Origin of the sequence: Brevundimonas sp. AAP58 (assembly GCF_001295975.1) — a bacterium.
Taxonomy (GTDB): Bacteria; Pseudomonadota; Alphaproteobacteria; order Caulobacterales; family Caulobacteraceae; genus Brevundimonas.
In genome coordinates this window covers 1-18,472 of record NZ_LJHU01000031.1, presented here as the reverse complement: position 1 = coordinate 18,472, position 18,472 = coordinate 1, and the positions used below count along the sequence as shown (strand labels likewise).

Here is an 18,472-nt window from a genome sequence, read left to right as displayed (position 1 = left end):
CGGCGGAGGCCGATGCCTCGGCTGCGGCGTCCGCCGTTGCATCAGCCGCGGCCTCAGCCTGAACGGAGGCCGAATCGGCTGCAGCCCTGGCCTCCGATGCCTCGCGCGAGGCTGCCAGCGAGGCCGCCGTATGCGGCATGGAGCGCATCAGGTCCTGCTCGTAACGGTCCAGGATCGCTTCGATCGGCTGGTCCGTTAGCCGCACCAGCTTCAGCGACACCTCGGCACCGCGCGGGCCCGTATAGACGCAGTGCTGGCCCTCGTCGTGGGCGGAGCCCTTGCGGGTCAGGACGCCGATGGTCTCGGGGCACTGCAAGGTGTCGATCACCTTCAGCACGCCCTTGCCGTCGGTCCGGGTCTCGGTCGCGGAGATGCGCACCGAGTTGTCGCCGTCGCACGCAGCCATCAGCAGGGCAGCGAGGCAGATCGGGGCGAGGGCGGGCAGACGCATTCCGGCGGTCCTTTCAGCCTTCCCTTCGAACAAAAACAGCCGCTGTTCCAGTGAAATCGCGGTAAGGCGTCTGACGATATCTGTTCGTGCCATGTGCAGAATGCGGCGCTTCCTTAGCCGCCGGGCCGCGCGCCCTCGCGTCTATTGAGGAAGGCGAGGCGTTCGAACAGGTGAACATCCTGTTCGTTCTTCAAGAGCGCGCCATGCAGGGGTGGGATCAACTTTTGCGGGTGGGTCTCGCGCAGGGTTTCGGGCTGGACATCGTCGACCATCAGCAGCTTCAACCAGTCGAGAAGCTCCGACGTGGATGGCTTCTTCTTCAGGCCCGGCGTGTCGCGGATCTCATAGAAGGTCTTCAGCGCCTCCGACACCAGCCGTGGCTTGACGCCGGGGAAGTGCACCGCAACGATAGCCTTCATGGTCTCGTCGTCGGGGAAGCGGATGTAGTGGAAGAAGCACCGCCGCAGGAAGGCGTCGGGCAGCTCCTTCTCATTGTTCGAGGTGATGACGACCACCGGCCGCACGGCCGCCTTGATCGTCTCGCCCGTCTCCTGGACGAAGAACTCCATCCGGTCGAGTTCCTGCAGCAGGTCGTTGGGGAACTCGATGTCGGCCTTGTCGATCTCGTCGATCAGCAGGACGGGGCGCACCGGACTGGTGAAGGCCTCCCACAGCTTGCCGGGCTTCAGATAGTTGCGGACGTCGTGCACGCGCTCGTCGCCCAACTGGCTGTCGCGCAGCCGGCTGACGGCGTCGTATTCATAGAGGCCGTTGTGGGCCTTGGTCGTCGATTTGATGTGCCAAGTGATCAGCGGCGCGTTCAGCGCCTTGGCCAGCTCATAGGCCAGAACCGTCTTTCCCGTGCCCGGTTCCCCCTTGATCAAGAGCGGCCGCTCCAGCGCGACGGCGGCGTTGACCGCGATCTTCAGGTCCTGGGTGGCGATATAGTCCGAGGTGCCCTCGAACCGGTCGGTCGGCCGCGTCATGGATGGCTCCGGTTGCTCGAGGCAGCCCTAGCCGATGACGCGGCCGGTTAACAACGATCAGTTTGCCGCGTCAGGTGATGCGCTTCGGCGTCGCCGGATCGCTGGCGGGGAAGGTTTCTTCCACGCCCTCGTCGATCAGGGCTTCCTGACGATTCTCCGCTTCGGCCTCATGCTCAGCGAGGTGATCATGCTTGCTCTCCCCAAGTGGGGCGGCGGGGCGTGCAGCCGCGCCCTCCTCGTCATGAGCATTCTCGGCTGGCGAGCCGGCGACGGCGTTCAGGGCGTCGATATGGGTCATTGGTCATCTCCTTTGTCAGTGTAGCCCAGATCCTCGATGTCGTCGTCGGACAGGCGTTTGGCTTCCCAGTGGGCGGCGCTGGCCTGGGCACCCCTCACGTCTTCCATGAGGCCGGAATAGACCAGCTCGATTTCGGCCCTGCCGGACTCGTCGGCCCCAAGGTCCTGCTCGCCAACCCTGGCCGCGCCCTCGCCGAAGCGGCCGTCGGCGTCCGGTTCGACGCCCTCCGCGCTCAGCTCATCGTCGAGATCGAGATCGAGATCGTCCTCGTCGAACTCTTCCACGTCGGCGTCGCCCTCGGCCGAGGTGACGTCGAGTACCTCCGGCAGTTCCTCGAACGTCCTGAATTCGTTCGTCGGCGCGCCGGCGTCGGCGGGGTCGAAGTTGTCCTCGTCAAAGAGCTCGGACTGGTCCTGTTCGTCGGGGCCGGTGTCGGTGTCGGGCATGGTCACCTCCCTGTGTGGGAGGTCAACGCGGCCGGGCAGGGCGACGTTCCGTCAGGCGACTTCGGCCTCAAGCGCGGCCCGGATTTCGGCGATCGCGCGGGGCCAGCCGTCAAATCCGCCGGTCGCGAAGGTGCGCACCCGCGGATAGAAGGGATAGCGGTCGGTCCCGAGCAGGTGCCAGTCGTCCGGCGCATGGATCAGCCAGGTGCGCGCGCCGGACGCCGCTGCCAGGTTGGTCCCCGCGATGCCTGGCCCGATGACCAGATCCAGCGCGCAGGAGAGGGCCGCCAAGTCGTCCAGGTCGTCCTTCAGGTTCATCGGTGGCGTCCAGATGCGCACGCCGGCCGCCTCCGCCGCCGCCAGGTCCTCGGACACGTCGCCGCACTGCAGATTGACCATGACGCAACCGGGCGCGGTCAGCACCGGCTTCCACCGCTCGAAGCTGGAGAAGTAGCGCGCCCGCACGCCGGTCAGGACCAGGCTCTTCCAGTGCAGCCCGACCTTGAAGCCCGGCCCCAGCGCCTCCAGCTCGCCCTTCCAGCGCGCGACCTTCTCGGGATCGGGCGTCAGATAGCCGTCGCGGTCAGGGAAGGCGGACAGCTCCGTCCGGTACTGGGCCAGCAGGGCCGCCATCGGGGTCCAGGCATCGGCCTTGCCCTCGCGCTCGGCGACCTCCTCCATGAAGGGGCAGTAGCGGTGCAGCCGCCCCTCGATCCGGACTGCCCGGTGCCCGCCGACGACCGCCGTCGGAAAGCTGCGTTGATACAGGTCGACCAGGCGTGGCTCGACCGCGATGAAGACCTTGCCGTCGGGGCCAACCGCCTCGATCACATCGGGCAGGCAGGTGCCGAACACCATCTCGTCGGCGATGCCCTGTTCGCCGACGACCAGCAGGCGCTTGCCGCGGATGTCGGTGGCCGCCGGGTCCCAGCGTGGGGCGTCGACGACCACGCGCATCGCCTCGGGCATTTCGGGATCGAGCCGGACCTCGTATTCGTCAAAGCCTTCCTTCAGGCGCCCCATGCCCATCAGCAGCATGGCCCGGGCCATGCGCATCATGGCCTTTTCATAAGGGCTCTCGGCGCCGGGCAGGGCCTGATCCAGGTCGGCCAACGCCCGCTCGGGCTCCCCCAGCGGCTGCAACGCATTGGCGCGGTTGTAGCGGGCCTTAGCGAAGCCCTCGTCCAGCCTCAGCGCCTCGTCGAAGAAAGGCAGGCTCTCGCCCATGCGGCCTTGGTCCGACAGGACCGTGCCGATGGTGTTCCACAGCGTCGGGCTTTCGGGCTCGATGGCGACCAGGTCGCGCAGGCGGTCGATAGCCTCGTCGTACCGCTTCTGGTCGCGCAGCACGCAGGCCAGGTTGTTGGTCCCCTCGACGTGTCCCGGCTCCATCGACAGGAACTTCAGCAGTAGCTTCTCGGCGATATCGAGATGCCCCAGGCGCTGGGCGAGGCGGGCCAGGTCGTGGGCGATGTTGGCGTCTTCCGGCAGGATGCGCAGCGCGGCGTCATAGGCGCTCAGGGCCTCGGACAGGCGGCCGCTTTTTTCCTGGGCGATGGCCAGGACGTGCCAGGCCAGTCCATTGCGCTCATCGGCCTGCAGCAGCGCCAGCGCCCGCTTGGCCGCCGCTTGATAGTCGCCCATCCGGATGGAGGCGACCGCGGCCTTCAGCTGCTCCACAGCCTTCTTCTGCGCCTTGACGTTTGGCCCGCGCGTGTCGGCCAGTGCGTGCGACAGCCGCCGGATCGCGGCCGGTGATGCGGCGTCGCCGGTCGCGTCCTGCACGAGGGGCATATGGCCAAGCGCCGGCTCGGCGGTTTGGGCGTCTGTAGGGAAGGCGAGGGGCATAAACGGACTCGAATGCGGTGGGGCGAAGCCTGCGCCCAGCTTGGCCGCCGGTGTCATAGCACATGGTTAACCACGGCCGTTTAACGTTGCTCAGTCACCGTCCGGCTAGTCAGGAGCCCAAGACGGGAGAGGGAGGCCCGGCCCATGCCGCTGAAGCTGTCTTTGAAACCCGGCGAGAAGTTCGTCCTGAACGGCGCGGTCGTTCAGAACGGCGACCGGCGCGGCGTGCTGATCCTCCAGAACAAGGCGTCGGTGCTTCGTGAGAAGGACATCATGCAGGTCGAGGAGGTCACCACCCCGGCCAAGCGCATCTATTTCCCGGTCATGATGATGTACCTGGACGAGAGCGCCGTGCCCAAGGTCTACGACGAGTTCGTCACCCGCCTGTCGGAGTTCATGAACGCGACCCGCAACCCGGCGATCATGGCCGAATGCGTGGCCTGTTCGAAGCACGTCATGGCCCGCGAGTACTACAAGGCGCTGATGAGCGCCCGGAAGATCGTCGACTATGAGGAAAGCCTGACCTGATGCTGTCAGCCTACTCCCAGGCGTCGACGCGCACCGAGACCCCGCGCGAGATGGAATATCGCCTCTTCGGCCAGGTGACCCGCGCCCTGATCCACGCCTCGACGGTGGACAAGACCGACATCAAGACGCGCATCGACGCGCTCGACTGGAACCGCCGCCTCTGGTCGGTGCTGGCCACCGACTGCGCCGATCCGTCCAACCAGCTGAACAGTCCCATGCGGGCCCAGATCATTTCGCTGAGCCTGTTCGTTGCCCGTCATTCCTCGGCCGTGATGCGGGGCGAGGAAGACTTCGAACCGTTGATCGATATCAACAGAGCCATCATGCAGGGTCTCGCGCCCCAGGGCGGCCAGCAGGCGGCCTGACCCGCCCGGCAAGGATTTCCATCGTCCGGTAAGGATTGCCCGCGAGGCGACCCTCCGCGTGATCCAACCTTCTGAAAAGTCGACGGTCTTTGACGGGCTGCCTGCGGCCCGCCGTTTGCGTGGGCGCGCGCAGGACCAGAACCGGTTCAACGGCCAGAAGGCCGTCACCCCCGACCAGAATGGAAGGATTGTCTCATGGCCAACTCGGTCAACACCAACTACGGCGCGATGATCGCGCTGCAGAACCTGAACGCCACCAACGTCGAACTGGCGGCCACCCAGACCCGGATCAATACCGGGAAAAAGGTGTCCAACGCCAAGGACAACGGGGCCATCTGGGCCATCGCCCAGGGTCAACGAGCCGACATCGGCGCCCTGGGGGCGGTCAAAGCATCGCTCGACCGCGGCATATCGGCGGTCGACGTCAGCCTGGCGGCCGGCGAGAGCGTCTCTGACCTCTTGCTGCAATTGAAGGAGAAGGCGCTGGCGGCCACGGATCGGTCGCTGTCTACGGCATCGAGGGCGGCCCTGAACGAGGACTTCAAGGCGATCCGCGACCAGATCACGACCGTGACCAACAACGCCGACTTCAACGGGATCAACCTCCTGGAGACCGGCGCGACCGGGTTTGCGGCCCTGGCCAATGCGGCCGGTACCGCGACCCTGACGGTTCAGGCCGAGGTTCTGGCTCTGGGATCGACCAACGTCACCGTGACGGCCACCACGACCATCGGCACCGCGACCCTGGCGACCACCGCCCTTGGTCTGGTGAATGCCTCGATCGACAATGTGTCCGGCGCGCTCGCGCGTTTGGGTACAAAGGCGAAGGCCCTGGAGACCCACCGCACCTTCGTCGGCAAGTTGACGGATGCGCTGGAAGCCGGGGTGGGCAATCTGGTGGACGCCGACCTGGCGAAGGAAAGCGCCAAGCTCCAGTCGTTGCAGACCAAGCAGCAGCTCGGAGTCCAGGCGCTGGGCATCGCCAACCAGTCGCCGCAGATCCTCCTGTCGCTGTTCAGGAACTAGTGAGCGTAGGGACGCCGGGGAGGAATCCTCGGCGTTTCTTCTTTGTGGCGCTACCGCTCGCGACGCGGTCGCTCGCTGCTTGAGCGCGTGTTATGGTGCCACCGCTTGCGACGCGGTCGATCGCCGCTTGAGCGAGGGCGATCACGAAGTCGGCATCTGGGCTTTGCGGGGTGGCCGAAGCACCCCTACCTTCATGCTCCCTGTTCAACAGTCGAAAGGAGGTGATCCAGTGATCTCATTGTCCCATACCCGTGCGGTGACCGGTTGCTGGTCCTCTGGCGAGGTCCGGGTCTGATCCTTTCAGACGGATAATCGGTCGGCCGCCAAGCGGTCAGACAATGTGGGCCGTCGGGGTAACCCGGCGGCCCTTGTTGTTGTGGGTTACCACTCGACGCGCGGCGTCTTGCTGCTTGAGCCCGGGTCTGACGCGCGGTCAGCCGCCGAACAGGCCGACCACCCACTGCCAGGCGCTCTCCCACATCCCCGCGCTGGCCAGGAACAGCCGGGAGATCACCTCCCACGCCAGCCAGACGAAGACGCAGAATCCGGCGACCCCGATCCATGCCACCCCGATCGCCACCCCGTCCCTCTGCATCAGGCCGAATCCGAACAGGGCCACGAACAGCGACGGAAACAGGTTGCCCCCGAAGATCGGCAGCATGACGATGACCGTCAGCAGGCAACACGTCACGCCGATCAGCACCTCGGCGATCTCGCTCGACATGAACCCGAGGCGAGGCTTCGACAGGCGTTCGATGGTTGTCAGTGGCTTGCGGACCTTGGCGATGACGCCCCGGAAGTTTTCACGCGGGAGGCTGGATTTCAGCGCCCACTTCGGCATCCACAGCTGATCCTGTCGCGTGGCCAGCTGCAGGCAGATCAGCAGCATGGGGGCGCCCAGGATCGTTGTTGAACCTGGGATAGGCGAGGCGATGGCGTTCACTAGGCCGAAGAATACCATCAGGGCCCCGAAGCCGCGCTCGCCGAAGGCGTTCACCAGTTCGCCGAGATAAAGCTTGTCGTCGTCCTTGGCCCCGATGTCCTCTAGAACCTGGGAGAACCGGCGCGTGTCGCTCTGATAGTCGTAGTCGGGCATCAGCGACGGGTCCGGAGAGGGCTAAGGCCGTGATCTAGAGGCGAGCCTGCCTCAACGCCACTTAACATTCCGCAAGGCGTGAAGAACCTGACCATTCCGGTCAATGAGTGCGGTCAAATGCCGACTGTTCGGGTTTGCCTTTCGGCGGAGGCGGCGATCAGTCGACGCTCTCTGGTGTCGCCTCGAGCGGTCTGCCTTGCATCACGCGACCGTCGATCCGCCTCAATGCCGCGATGTCGACAGTCGGGTCGGCGTCCAGAACCAGAAAATCGGCTTCGCATCCGACGTCGAGGCAGCCGATCCTGCGGTCGGGGAACAGCATCGGTCCCGTCTCCAAAACGATGCGTGTCGCTTCCGCTGGGCTGAAGACGCCGATTTCGACGAGGTGTTCGGCTTCCGAGAAGATTGGACCGCGCCCGTCCGTCCCGATCAGGATCGGGACCCCCGCCTCGCGCAACAGCCGCAGGTTCTCGCGCTGCAGGGCGATCTGTTCCGTGGCCTCGCCGGTGATTGCACCTTCTTCGTCATAGGCAGAACCGACGATGATCCCGTAGGTCGGGATCACCCGCATGCCGGATCGCGCGACCAGGGCTGCCAGCTCGGGCGTGATCCGCTTACTGTCCAGGGCTTCGGGTTCATCGCCGCCATAACCCGGCAGATGAGCGGCGAAGTCGGCCCCCGCGCGAGCCGCGACCTCCAGATCGTGCGCCGTCTCCATGTGCACCGCGACGGGCAGCCCCCGCGCATGGGCTGCCTGGACCAGATAGGCGAAATTCTCGGGATTCAGGCCCCTGCGCCCATAGGCTGTCGGGTCGTTCTTTAGCTCAGCATACCGTTCGGAGTTGAGCAGATAGGCCTTCACGAAGTCGGCGCCTTGGGCGCTCAGCACATCCAGCGTCGCGTCGATCTCGGGCGGTGTCGAACCATAATGGAAGGCGTTGCCGATGAACCACTCTCGCGGGCGGCCCGCGTAGACGCTTTGCGATAGAAACTCGACATACAGGCGCTCTGGATGACCGCCAGGTTCGGTTATGCCGCCCTGGGCCACGCGGACATCGAAGGTGTCGGGCCGGGCGAAGAACGCCTTGTCTTGAGCGTCCTGGACGATGGTGTTGGGGTTCCAGACGTAGAAGACTCCTGCATCAGTATAGACGCGGCTCGTCTCCATCGTCGCATTGGTGATATGAGCGTGGGCGTTGGCGTAGGCCGGGATCAGCCACCGGCCGGTGACATCGACACGGGTCGCGTTTGGGCCGAGTGCCGATCCGTCGATGATCCTGTCGCCACGCACCGCCAGGTCCCGCGGCTCGAAGCCCTGGCCGGTCCACGCCCGCCCGCCGTGATACAGCGTCTCGCTTGGTGTCTGCGCGGCTGCCCCTCCGGCGACCACCCAAGCCAGTACCATCCATCCAGAACGCTTCATCCTCGCCTCTCCACTCGACTGTCGATGCATCCTGAGGCGAGGCGGACGCTTTGTGGGGCCGTATCGGCGAACCGACATGGCCGTTTCGGCCAACGGCGTCAGAGCGTCCGGTCTTTCAGCGCCTTCGCGCCGGCTCGGCTGGCGTGCACCGGCGGCCCGGCTTCCAGATGGATCAGCAAACGCCCGCCGCCCGCGGGCTCGGCCCGCACCATGCGGTCCAGGTTGACGATGGCCGAGCGATGCACCCGCACGAACCGCGCCGGATCCAGCATCCGCTCGAACTCTGCCAGCCGGGTCTGGACCAGGCGGTTTCCATCCAGCGTCACCAGCTCGGAGTAGTCGTCCGCGCCCCGCACGGCCACCAGCCGTCCGACGGCCAGCGGCCGGATGTCTTCTCCCTCGCGCATCAGGAAACGGGCCTCACCCTCGGCTTCCTCGGCGGTGAGCACGATCACCCCACCCCGCGCCGGCCTCTGCTCCAGCGCGATCAGGCAGGCGAGCAGGCCGTAGACGAACAGCCCCTGGAACATCTGCCATTCGGCCGCCGGTCCGACGAGGAAGGGATTGACCTCGAACCGCATGACAGACGGTGCGCCCAGCAACGCGCCCACCACGGTCAGCACCCAAAGCCAGACAAGGCTGAAGCCCAGCGCGAGCATCGCATGCATCGCCGTTTGTACGGCGGGTTTCAGCTTCAGCACACGCCGCACCCAAGGCCGCATCAGCGTGGCCACGAGAGCCAGCGACACTGAGTTCCTCAACGTCGCCTGAACGATCTCCACGAGGGGCACATCCCGCGTCAGCAGGAACAGAGTGAAATAGCCGAGCGTGACCACGCCCAGCGCTACGGCGTCTCGTGCCAGATCGCGCCGCCAGCCGCGACCGAGACCGGCCGCGCCGGTCGTCAGCCAGGGCTGTGCGGAGAAGGTCACGACCCGAGAAGCTCCCGCCCGATCAGGAAGCGGCGGATCTCGTTCGTTCCGGCGCCGATGTCATAGAGCTTGGCGTCGCGGACCAGGCGCTCGACCGGCCATTCCTTGGTGTAGCCGGCACCGCCCAGAGCCTGCACCGCCTCCAGCGTCACCTTCACCGCGTTTTCGGACGCCAGCAGGATCGCGCCCGCCGCGTCATAGCGCGTGGTCAGACCCTGATCGCACGCCTTGGCGACGGCATAGACATAGGCCCGGGCCGAGTTCAGGGCGACGTACATATCCGCCACCTTGCCCTGCATCAGCTGGAAGCTACCGATCGCCTTGCCGAACTGCTTGCGGTCGCGGACATAGGGCAGGACCACGTCCAGCGCCGCCTGCATGATGCCGAGCGGCCCCGCCGCCAGCACCGCGCGCTCATAGTCCAGCCCGCTCATCAGCACCGCCGCGCCCCGGCCCTCGCCGCCCATGATGTTTTCTTCCGGGACTTCGCAGTCCTCGAACACCAGCTCGGCGGTGTCCGACCCGCGCATGCCCATCTTGTCCAGTTTCTTGGAGACGCTGAACCCCTTCATGCCCTTCTCGATCAGGAAGGCGGTGACGCCGCCGTTGCCGTCGCCGGTGCGGGCGTAGACGACCAGGGTCTCGGCGTGCGGGGCGTTGGTGATCCAGAACTTGGTGCCGTTCAGAACGTAGCGGTCGCCCTTCTTCTCCGCCCGCGTCTTCATCGACATGACGTCCGAGCCCGAGCCGGCCTCGGACATGGCCAGCGATCCGACATGTTCGCCGGAGATCAGGCCGGGCAGATAGCGGCGCTTCTGCTCTTCGGTGCCCCAGCGGCGGATCTGGTTGACGCACAGGTTGGAGTGGGCGCCGTAGCTCAGGCCGATCGAGGCCGAGGCGCGCGACACCTCCTCCATCGCCACGCAGTGTTCGAGGTAGCCCAGGCCCAGCCCGCCGAACTCCTCCTCGACCGTGATGCCGTGCAGGCCCAGCTCGCCCATCTCGGGCCACAGGTCGCGGGCGAAGGTATTGGTCTCGTCGATCTCGGCGGCGCGGGGCGCCAGGCGATCGGCGGCCCAGCGGGCGGTCGTGTCGCGAATGGCGTCGGCGGTCTCGCCGAGGCCGAATTCCATGGATTGGGGGGCGTTGGGAATGCTCATGTTCCGCGCCCTAGCATGATCCGTCACCCCCTTGGGAGGGGCTTAACGGTCGCTGCCCGCCAGGCCGAACTTGCGATAGAGGTTGAACGACGACACGCCCACGCAGGCGACGCCGATCACGGCCAGCACCCAGCCGATGATGCTGGTCTCGTCGCCCGCGCCCTGTTCCGACGCGAGCCGGAAGGCGGCCATGGAGGCCCCGAACGCCGTCAGACCGACGGCACCCATGACGATGAAGGCCCCTGTCTCGCTCCAGTCGAAACGCTGCGGCGGCTCGGGTTCGAAGTCGGACTGACCAAGCGGCTGGCCGCCCTGGGTCAGGCCCAGGTCCTCGCCGAACAGGCTTTCGCCCGCGGGCGTGGTTTCGACCTCGGCCCGCTCTTCGGCTGTCCAGGCCGGACGGACCACGACCGGCTCGGGCGCATCGTTGGGCGAGGTCAGCAAAAGGCTCTCCGGCACCGTCGTCGGCTCGGGTTCAGGCTCAGGCGCAGGAACCGGCGCGAGACCGGGAATGGGGCCAATGATCGCCGCGCCATAGGGCGAGTAGCGATGAACGTTCAGAGCCAGGCTGGTAGCGGCACCTCCGGCGACGGGGCCCCCGACCAGGAGTTGGGTGGGTTGCGGGGTCGCCGCAGAGAGCGCTGGCGCGGGCTCGGGTGCGATCTGGGGCTCGGGTTCTGGCGCGAACTCGACCTCGACGTCGTTGGCTGGTTCCGGCTCGACAGTTTTGGTTGCCTCCGGAGCGGGCGGTTCCCGTTCGGATGGAGGGGCGGGGGCCGCGGCTGCGACGACTTCCATCGGCTCGTCCACCGGCGCGGGCGCGAAGGTCTCGAATGTCGGCACGATCGGCGCGATGGCCGGGCCGACGGGGGTTTCCGCTTCGCCGAGCAGAACCGCGACGGCCGCCACACGCGGTTCGATCTCTGCCGGGGCCGGTTCGACGATGCGATCGGCGACTTGGCGCTCGTCCATGGGCGTCGCGCCCGATATGATCGGCTCGGCCTCCGGCTCCTGTGGATCCATCTCGGGCTCCACGACGGGCGCGGCGAGCAAGGCGGCGAGGGCGACCGGGTGGGCCGGATCGGCGGTGAACAGGGCGCGCTCGGCGGCGCGGCGGCGGCTTCCGGCCGAAGGGCTGCGCGTCTCCGGCCAGGCCAGCATGGCTTCGGCCGCCGCGCCGGCTTCCCCCGACGCCAAACGCGACAGGACGTCAGAGGTCGCGAAACGATCCAGGCCGACCGAGAATGCGAAGCTGGCGAGCGCGTCGAACTGGTGCTGGTTCAGCGGGATCGAGATGGTGTCATTCAGCCGCTTTTCGACGGCCAGCAGGTCGTAGCGAAGGAGCAGCTCGGCGTCGGCTTCTGACACCGTGGCCCCTTCGCGTGCCGACAGGGTGTGGCCATAGCCGATGATCCAGCCGCCCTCGGGTCGCATGACCGCGCGGGGTCGAAAGCCCTCGAAACTCTTGATGAGGACGATCCCCTCGCGGGAGACCTTCTTCACAGGATGAACGACGTCGGACACCGGACTATTGACCCAAATCGAGACAGGACGGCTTCGCCTCAAGCGCGATCCCGCAAGGACCGCGCCGTCTTACAACAGGATCACGCCCGCAAGACCCAGGAACGACAGGAATCCGATCGTATCGGTGATCCAGCTGACGAAAACGGGGGATGACACGGCCGGATCCCGCTCCAGACGATCCAGCGCCAAGGGTACCAGCGTCCCGGCCAGGGCGGCTGCGAACAAGTTGATGACGACCGCCAGCCCGATGGTCAGCGACAGCAGTGGCTCCCGGAACCAGATCCAGGCGATCCCGGCCAGCAGCGCCCCGATGGCCGCGCCGTTGAACAGGCCGACCATGATCTCGCGTCCCAGGATGCGGGGCGCGTTGGCCGAAGTCAGCTCGCGCGACGCCAGCGACCGCACGGCGACCGTCAGGGCCTGGGTGCCCGCGTTGCCGCCGATCGAGGCCACGATCGGCATCAGGATCGCGAGATAGACCAGCGCCTCGAGTTCGTCGGCGAACTGGCCGATCACAAGCGAGGCGAAGACCGCTGTGCCGAGGTTCACCATCAGCCAGGGGATGCGCGACCGCACAACGCCGAACACGCCCGCGCCCCGGCTTTCGTCGGACACGCCGGCCAGGCGCAGGATGTCCTCGCGGTTTTCTTCCTGGATGATGTTGACGATGTCATCGACGGTGATCTGACCCACCAGCCGCCCGCCCGCGTCCACCACCGGCGCCGAGATCAGGTGATACTTCTCGAAGATGTAGGCGACCTCTTCCTGGTCGGTGTCGGCCGCGATCTCGTTCACCGGCTCCATCAGGTCGGCCAGTTTCACCGCGCGCGCGGCTCTCAGCAGGCCGCTGATCGGAATGCCCCCGACCGGCCGGTTGATCGGATCGACCACGTAGATGTCGAAGAACAGCTCTGGCAGATCCTCGCCCTGCGCCCGCACATGGTCGATCGTGTCGCCGACCGTCCAGAACAACGGCGCGGCCATGACCTCGCGCTGCATCAGGCGCCCGGCGGTATCCTCGGCATACTGCAGCGAGTTCTCGATGGCGGCGCGTTCGGGCGCGGGCATGGCCGCCAGCACCTTCTCGCGCTGATCGTCCTCCAGGTCCTCGACCACGGCGGCGGCGTCGTCGGAATCCAGTTCCTGCAGCGCCTCGGCCAGGGTGGCGTTGGGCACCCGTTCCAGCACCTCCTCGCGGATGCCGTCGTCCAGCTCCGGTAGGGTCTCGGCCAGCAGCTCCGGCGGCAGCCACAGCACCACGACCGCGCGGTGCTCTGCCGTCAGAAAGCCCATCAGGTCGGCGACGTCGGCGGGGTGGAGGTCTTCGAGCAGGGAGCGCAGGCGAAGGCCGTCGCCATCATCGGCGGCGTCGACGACCTTCTCCACGAAGGCGGCCGTCAGGACATAGTCCTCGTCCAGCGCCTCGTGATCTTCGATGTCGTGCGGATCGAGAGTGGCGGTCTGTTCGCTCACGCGGGGGCCTCCCTCTCTCGATATGTATCAGCTGGTAGGGCCGATCGCGTTCCTGTTCACATCGGATGGTGCGGTCGAGAAGACTCGAACTTCCACGGGTTGCCCCACAGCGACCTCAACGCTGCGCGTCTACCAATTCCGCCACGACCGCTCGCATCGGAGGCGCGCTGATAGCGGAGGCGGAACCGGAAGGGAAGGGGGTGCCGCCAGCGATCGCCATGATCCGCTTGCCACCTCGGATCGACCGGGCTATGTCCCCGCCTCCCCGAGAGATGGATGCGTAGCTCAGCGGGAGAGCACCTCGTTCACACCGAGGGGGTCACAGGTTCAATCCCTGTCGCATCCACCATTTCCATCACGTCTCGACCGCTCCGAAGACCTGGCGAAAGCTGGTCTTTAGCGCTGCGTCGGCCTCGTCCATCGTCGCCAGAACGCCGAGGTCGACGAGACTGGTCACGCCGTGTTCGGCGATGCCACACGGCACGATGCCGCCAAAGTGGTCCAGCTCCGGCTCCACGTTCAGGCTGATGCCGTGGAAGCTGACCCACCGCCGCACCTTGACCCCGATGGCGGCGATCTTGTCCTCGCGGCTCCAGCCCGGACCCTTGCGCTCGACCCAGACGCCGACGCGGCCCTCGCGAATCCCGGCCTCGACGCCGAACCGGTCCAGCGCGCCGATGATCCAGGCCTCCAACCCGCGCACGAAGCCCCGTACGTCGCGGCCCCTCTGGTTCAGGTCCAGCATGACATAGGCCACGCGCTGACCTGGCCCGTGATAGGTGAACTGCCCGCCGCGTCCCGTCCGGTGCACCGGAAACCGCCCCGGGGCCAGAAGGTCTTCGTCCTTCGCCGACACCCCGGCGGTGTACAGCGGCGGATGTTCCAGCAGCCAGACCCGCTCGGCCGCCTTTCCGGCGGCGATGGCGGCGACGCGCGCCTCCATCTCGGCGACGGCGTCCTCATAGGGGACGTAGCCGGGCGCCGTGACCCACTCGACGGGGCGGCCATCGGGGCGAATCAGCGGGGATGGGGCGGCGCTTAACGGCTCGGCAAGCATGATCGGCCCAATGTGACCCCGAGGGCCACCAATGCAAGATCAGCCGCCAGTACCCTCCAGCGTATCCGGAGTTCCCATGAGCCAGGTCGAGGCCGTTAACGTCGAGCTGTCCGTCGTGCTGGGCCGCTCCGTGCTGCCCATGGCCCAGCTGCTCAAGATGGGCCGCGGTGCCGTCATCCCGCTCGACGCCACCGAGCACGACGAGGTCTGGATCCTCGCCAACAACCACCCGGTGGCGCGCGGCCAGATCGAGATCCGCGAGGACCGCATCGCCATCACCGTGACCCGGCCCGCCGACGTCTACGACTTCATGGCCGGCGCGGCCTAGAGACGAGTTCAGATTCCGGCCGCCCGCACGCCCTCGGGCGTCTCCGCCTCCGGATCGCCCGGCAGCCAGGCGACGTGGCCGTCGTAGATGTCGTGGTTCAGCACGCCCTCCTCGCGCGCCACCAGGACAGGCACCAGCATCTGCCCGGTAACGTTGGTCATGGTGCGGATCATGTCCACGATGCGGTCGACCGCCACGATGTAGCCGATGCCCTCCAGCGGCAGGCCCGCCGTCGACAGGGTCAGCGTCAGCATGACGATCGAGGTGCCCGGCACCCCCGCCGTCCCCAGAGATCCCAGCACGGCCGTCAGGCCGATCAGGACGTACTGCGTCAGCGTCAGCTCGATGCCGAAATATTGGGCGATGAAGATCGAGGCGATGGACGGATAGATGGCTCCGCACCCATCCATCTTGACGTTGGCCCCCAGCGGAACGGCAAAGGCCGCATAGGCTTGGGGCACGCCCAGCCGCTCGACCGTCTGGCGCAGGGTGATGGGCAGGGTGCCCAGCGACGACTGGGTCGCGAACGCCGTCTGCTGGGCCGCAAACGCCCCCTTGAAGAAGGATAGCACCTTCAGCCCGTGCGCCTTCAGCAGCACCGGATAGACCACGAAGACGTGGAACAGGCAGGCGGCATAGATGGCGATCACGAACTTGCCGAGCGGCAGCAGCGCCTCCCAGCCATAGCCGCCCACGACCGCGCCAATCAGGCCGAACACGCCGATCGGCGTCAGCTGGATCACCCAGCGGGTGATGCGGAATACGACCGCCGCGCCTTCGTCCACGAACCGCCGGGCCGTCTGCGCCCGGTCGCCCAGCGCCACCAGAGCCGCGCCCACAAGCGCCGAGAAGAAGATGATCTGCAGCACCTTGCCCTCGGCCAGCGCCGCAAAGGGATTGGTCGGGACGATGCCGATGAGCACTTCCAGCGGTGTCGGGATCTCGCGCTCTCGCACTTCGCCCAGCGGCAGGTTGGCCAGCCCCGCGCCCGGATCGATCAAGTGCCCGAAGGCCAGCCCCACCAGCACGGCCAGGAACGACGTCAGGGCGAACCAGACGACGGTACGAATGGCCAGCCGGACGGCACCCGTGCCTTCGCCCAGCTTGGCGATGGAGCTGGCGATGGTGAACAGCACCAGCGGCGCCACCACCATGCGGATCAGGTTCAAATAGACGTCCCCGATCGGCTCCAGCCAGACCGTGGCCTGTTCCTGCAGGATCAGGCCGGCGAAGATTCCCAGCACGAAGCCGGCGGCGGTGCGCTGCCACAGCGGAATGGCGAAGAAACGGGCGAGCATGGGGAGGGCGCTCTCGTTGTCGGCCCTCGGAGATGGATGCTGCAGTGCGATACCGCAACAGGTGTTGTGGCGCTAAAGGATCAGCCCGCCATCGCCTTCTGGACGTAGTGGTCGACCACCAGCATGTCGACCGCCTCCTCCACGTCGTCAAAGGCGTCGACAATGACATCGGGCTCCAGCTCTTCCATCGGCACGGGCGTGTAGCCGAAGGTCACGCCGATCACTGGGACGCCCGCATCGCGCGCCGTGCCGACGTCAGGCGCGGCGTCGCCCACCATGATGGCGCGAGCCGGATCGCCGCCGACCGACGTTACGGCCTCATTGAAATGCGCCCTTGACGGCTTTCTTGCGCTGACCCGGTCCGGTCCGACGATGGCGGCGAAGTGGCGGGTCAGGTCGATCTTGCCGAGCAACAACTCCGACAGGTCCGACCGCTTGTTGGTGACGACCACCAGCGTCGCCCCCCGCGCCGCCAGCCGCTCCAGCGTCTCGACCACGCCGTCGAAGGGTCGGGAGTGGTCGGCGATGTGCTCGATGTAGTCGGCGATGAAGGCGTCGAACAGGGCCGGGTCCTGCGCGTCCTCAACCGGCGCTCCCGCTCGCTCGAACCCGTGCACCAGCAGCGCCCGCGCCCCGCCGCCGATCAGGTCGCGCGCTCCCTCGACCGGGCAGGCCGGCAGGCCCTTTGTCGCCAGCATGCGGTTCAGCGTGCCGATCAGGTCCTCGTGGGTCTCCACCAGGGTGCCGTCGAGGTCGAAGCCGATCGTCCAGCCGATCAGGTCCTGTTCGATCATCGCCGTCTCTCCCGTCGCGTCCGCCGATGGGCTAGACCGCCGTGGTGACTAGCCGCCGGACCGATTCATGACCAGCCACTCGACACGACGGGCCGCCGTCATCCTCGCCGCCGGCCAGGGCACGCGCATGAAGTCGCCCCTGCCCAAGGTGCTCCACCCGGTCGGCCATCGCGCCATGCTGGACCATGCCATCGACGCCGCCGAGGGCCTCGGTTGCGAGCGAATCGTCGTGGTCGTCGGCAACCACTCGCCCGAGGTCCGCGCCCATGTCGAGAAGCGGCTGGGTGCCGACGCCATCGCCGTCCAAGACCCGCCGCTCGGCACCGGCCATGCGGTGCGCGCCGCCGAGAGCCTGCTCGCCGACTTCGACGGAGAGGTGGTCGTCACCTACGGCGACGTGCCCCTGCTGCGCGCCACCGACATCGCGCCGGTGTTCGGCGGTGGCGGGGTGACCGTCATCGGGTTCGAGGCCCGCGATCCCGGCGCCTACGGCCGCCTCGTCATGGACGGCGATCTGCTGAGCGCCATCATTGAGGCCAAGGAGGCCACCCCCGAGGTCCTGGCCCTGAACACCTGCAACTCCGGCGTCATGGCCGCGCCCGCTTGGCTGCTGTTCGACATGCTTGGCCAGGTCAACAACGACAACGCCAAGGGCGAATACTATCTGACCGACGTCGTGGCGCTCGCGCGCGAGCATGGGGCTCCGACCCGCGCCGTCATGGCCAGCGAGGACGCCGTCATGGGCGTGAATGCCCAGGCCGAACTGGCCCAGGCCGAGGCCCTGTTCCAGAAGGTCCAGCGCGAGACCTTCCTCGCCGCCGGGGTGACCATGAGCGCGCCGGACACCGTCCATTTCGCCTGGGACACCCAGGTCGGCGCCGGCACGGTGATCGAGCCGTTCGTCGTGTTTGGCCCCGGCGCGAAAATCGCCGCCAACGCCCGCATCCGCAGCTTCTCCCACATCGAGGGCGCGACGGTCGCCTCGGGTGCCGAGGTCGGCCCCTACGCCCGCCTGCGCCCCGGCGCGGACCTGGCCGAGGACGTCAAGGTCGGCAATTTCGTGGAGGTGAAGGCCGTCCGGATGGACAAGGGCGCCAAGGCCAATCACCTGGCCTATCTGGGCGACGGCGCGGTCGGCGCGGGCGCCAACGTCGGCGCGGGCACGATCTTCTGCAACTACGACGGCTTTAACAAGGCGCGCACCGAGGTGGGCGAGGGCGCCTTCATCGGCTCGAACAGTTCGCTCGTGGCCCCGGTGTCGATCGGGGCGGGGGCGTTGGTGGGGTCGGGCTCGGTCATCACGAAGGACGTGCCGCCGGATGCGCTCGCGTTCGGGCGAGCCCGTCAGGTCGTGAAGGAGGGCGGGGGCGCTGCCTTCCGCGAGAAGGCCAAGGCGAAGAAGGAGACGAAGTCGTGACCCCTCTCCCAGCGGGAGAGGG

At 67.1% G+C, this 18,472-nt stretch carries 18 protein-coding genes, 2 tRNA genes and 1 pseudogene; 6 read left to right on the top strand and 15 right to left on the bottom strand.

Going from position 1 to position 18,472, the window contains the following annotated elements:
- The 5 genes and pseudogenes from IP78_RS04775 to IP78_RS04755 all read right to left on the bottom strand — a co-directional run.
- A pseudogene (locus tag IP78_RS04775) lies at nucleotides 1–451 on the bottom strand (methyltransferase type 11); the annotation flags it as partial.
- A gap of 113 nt (nucleotides 452–564) precedes the next feature.
- Complete coding sequence (locus tag IP78_RS04770; RefSeq protein WP_054110569.1) at nucleotides 565–1,437, bottom strand: MoxR family ATPase; 873 nt, start codon at nucleotides 1,435–1,437, stop codon at nucleotides 565–567.
- Between the two features lie 70 nt (nucleotides 1,438–1,507).
- Nucleotides 1,508–1,735 carry a hypothetical protein gene (locus IP78_RS04765; RefSeq protein WP_054110568.1) on the bottom strand — a complete coding sequence of 76 codons (228 nt, stop codon included), beginning with the start codon at nucleotides 1,733–1,735 and terminating at the stop codon, nucleotides 1,508–1,510.
- Nucleotides 1,732–2,181, bottom strand: coding sequence for a hypothetical protein (locus tag IP78_RS04760; protein ID WP_054110567.1), 450 nt, complete (start codon nucleotides 2,179–2,181; stop codon nucleotides 1,732–1,734). The genes IP78_RS04765 and IP78_RS04760 overlap by 4 nt, the downstream gene beginning before the upstream one ends.
- Nucleotides 2,182–2,232: 51 nt before the next feature.
- Nucleotides 2,233–4,029 carry a tetratricopeptide repeat protein gene (locus tag IP78_RS04755; protein WP_197272375.1) on the bottom strand — a complete coding sequence of 599 codons (1,797 nt, stop codon included), beginning with the start codon at nucleotides 4,027–4,029 and terminating at the stop codon, nucleotides 2,233–2,235.
- 144 nt (nucleotides 4,030–4,173) lie between these two features.
- On the opposite strand from IP78_RS04755, the gene flbT reads away from it, so the two are divergent.
- The 3 genes from flbT (at nucleotide 4,174) to IP78_RS04740 (ending at nucleotide 5,948) form a co-directional block, all read left to right on the top strand.
- The gene (gene flbT / locus IP78_RS04750) at nucleotides 4,174–4,557 is read left to right on the top strand and encodes a flagellar biosynthesis repressor FlbT (RefSeq protein WP_054110565.1); all 384 of its coding nucleotides are present in this window, start codon (nucleotides 4,174–4,176) and stop codon (nucleotides 4,555–4,557) included.
- On the top strand, nucleotides 4,554–4,922 hold the full coding sequence (gene flaF, locus IP78_RS04745; protein WP_029415467.1) for a flagellar biosynthesis regulator FlaF: 369 nt from the start codon (nucleotides 4,554–4,556) through the stop codon (nucleotides 4,920–4,922). Before flbT ends, flaF begins: the two co-directional genes overlap by 4 nt.
- A gap of 195 nt (nucleotides 4,923–5,117) precedes the next feature.
- Nucleotides 5,118–5,948, top strand: a complete 831-nt coding sequence (locus tag IP78_RS04740; RefSeq protein ID WP_054110564.1) for a flagellin — start codon at nucleotides 5,118–5,120, stop codon at nucleotides 5,946–5,948.
- A 433-nt stretch (nucleotides 5,949–6,381) separates the two neighbouring features.
- On the opposite strand, the gene IP78_RS04735 is transcribed toward IP78_RS04740, so the two are convergent.
- The 7 genes from IP78_RS04735 to IP78_RS04705 form a co-directional block, all read right to left on the bottom strand.
- Complete coding sequence (locus IP78_RS04735) at nucleotides 6,382–7,044, bottom strand: exopolysaccharide biosynthesis protein (protein WP_054110563.1); 663 nt, start codon at nucleotides 7,042–7,044, stop codon at nucleotides 6,382–6,384.
- Between the two features lie 157 nt (nucleotides 7,045–7,201).
- Nucleotides 7,202–8,467: an amidohydrolase family protein gene (locus IP78_RS04730; RefSeq protein WP_197272374.1), complete on the bottom strand. Its 1,266-nt coding sequence runs from the start codon at nucleotides 8,465–8,467 to the stop codon at nucleotides 7,202–7,204.
- Between the two features lie 98 nt (nucleotides 8,468–8,565).
- Nucleotides 8,566–9,399 (bottom strand): LytTR family DNA-binding domain-containing protein, encoded by an 834-nt coding sequence (locus IP78_RS04725; protein ID WP_054110561.1) that lies wholly within the window; start codon nucleotides 9,397–9,399, stop codon nucleotides 8,566–8,568.
- Nucleotides 9,396–10,559 (bottom strand): isovaleryl-CoA dehydrogenase, encoded by a 1,164-nt coding sequence (locus IP78_RS04720; RefSeq protein WP_054110560.1) that lies wholly within the window; start codon nucleotides 10,557–10,559, stop codon nucleotides 9,396–9,398. The genes IP78_RS04725 and IP78_RS04720 overlap by 4 nt, the downstream gene beginning before the upstream one ends.
- Nucleotides 10,560–10,601: 42 nt before the next feature.
- Entirely contained in the window at nucleotides 10,602–12,083 is a 1,482-nt protein-coding gene (locus IP78_RS04715) for a lysozyme (protein WP_054110559.1), read from the bottom strand.
- Nucleotides 12,084–12,152: 69 nt separating this feature from the next.
- Nucleotides 12,153–13,556, bottom strand: coding sequence for a magnesium transporter (mgtE, locus tag IP78_RS04710; RefSeq protein ID WP_054110558.1), 1,404 nt, complete (start codon nucleotides 13,554–13,556; stop codon nucleotides 12,153–12,155).
- A 66-nt stretch (nucleotides 13,557–13,622) separates the two neighbouring features.
- Nucleotides 13,623–13,707 (bottom strand) — tRNA-Leu (locus tag IP78_RS04705).
- Nucleotides 13,708–13,830: 123 nt separating this feature from the next.
- Between IP78_RS04705 and IP78_RS04700 the strand changes: the two genes are divergently transcribed.
- Nucleotides 13,831–13,905 (top strand) — tRNA-Val (locus tag IP78_RS04700).
- 6 nt (nucleotides 13,906–13,911) lie between these two features.
- On the opposite strand, the gene lipB is transcribed toward IP78_RS04700, so the two are convergent.
- On the bottom strand, nucleotides 13,912–14,613 hold the full coding sequence (gene lipB, locus IP78_RS04695; protein ID WP_054110557.1) for a lipoyl(octanoyl) transferase LipB: 702 nt from the start codon (nucleotides 14,611–14,613) through the stop codon (nucleotides 13,912–13,914).
- A gap of 31 nt (nucleotides 14,614–14,644) precedes the next feature.
- On the opposite strand from lipB, the gene IP78_RS04690 reads away from it, so the two are divergent.
- Nucleotides 14,645–14,941: a FliM/FliN family flagellar motor switch protein gene (locus IP78_RS04690; protein ID WP_197272373.1), complete on the top strand. Its 297-nt coding sequence runs from the start codon at nucleotides 14,645–14,647 to the stop codon at nucleotides 14,939–14,941.
- A gap of 8 nt (nucleotides 14,942–14,949) precedes the next feature.
- Here IP78_RS04690 and IP78_RS04685 read toward each other — a convergent pair whose 3' ends face one another.
- Together IP78_RS04685 and IP78_RS04680 are read right to left on the bottom strand one after the other, a co-directional pair.
- A complete protein-coding gene (locus tag IP78_RS04685) occupies nucleotides 14,950–16,239 on the bottom strand; it encodes a dicarboxylate/amino acid:cation symporter (RefSeq protein WP_054110555.1) in 1,290 nt (429 codons plus the stop codon).
- A gap of 80 nt (nucleotides 16,240–16,319) precedes the next feature.
- Nucleotides 16,320–17,033 (bottom strand): HAD-IA family hydrolase, encoded by a 714-nt coding sequence (locus tag IP78_RS04680; RefSeq protein ID WP_054110554.1) that lies wholly within the window; start codon nucleotides 17,031–17,033, stop codon nucleotides 16,320–16,322.
- Nucleotides 17,034–17,100: 67 nt separating this feature from the next.
- Here IP78_RS04680 and glmU point away from each other — a divergent pair, with 67 nt between their 5' ends.
- On the top strand, nucleotides 17,101–18,450 hold the full coding sequence (gene glmU / locus IP78_RS04675; protein ID WP_054110553.1) for a bifunctional UDP-N-acetylglucosamine diphosphorylase/glucosamine-1-phosphate N-acetyltransferase GlmU: 1,350 nt from the start codon (nucleotides 17,101–17,103) through the stop codon (nucleotides 18,448–18,450).
- Nucleotides 18,451–18,472 lie beyond the last annotated feature (22 nt).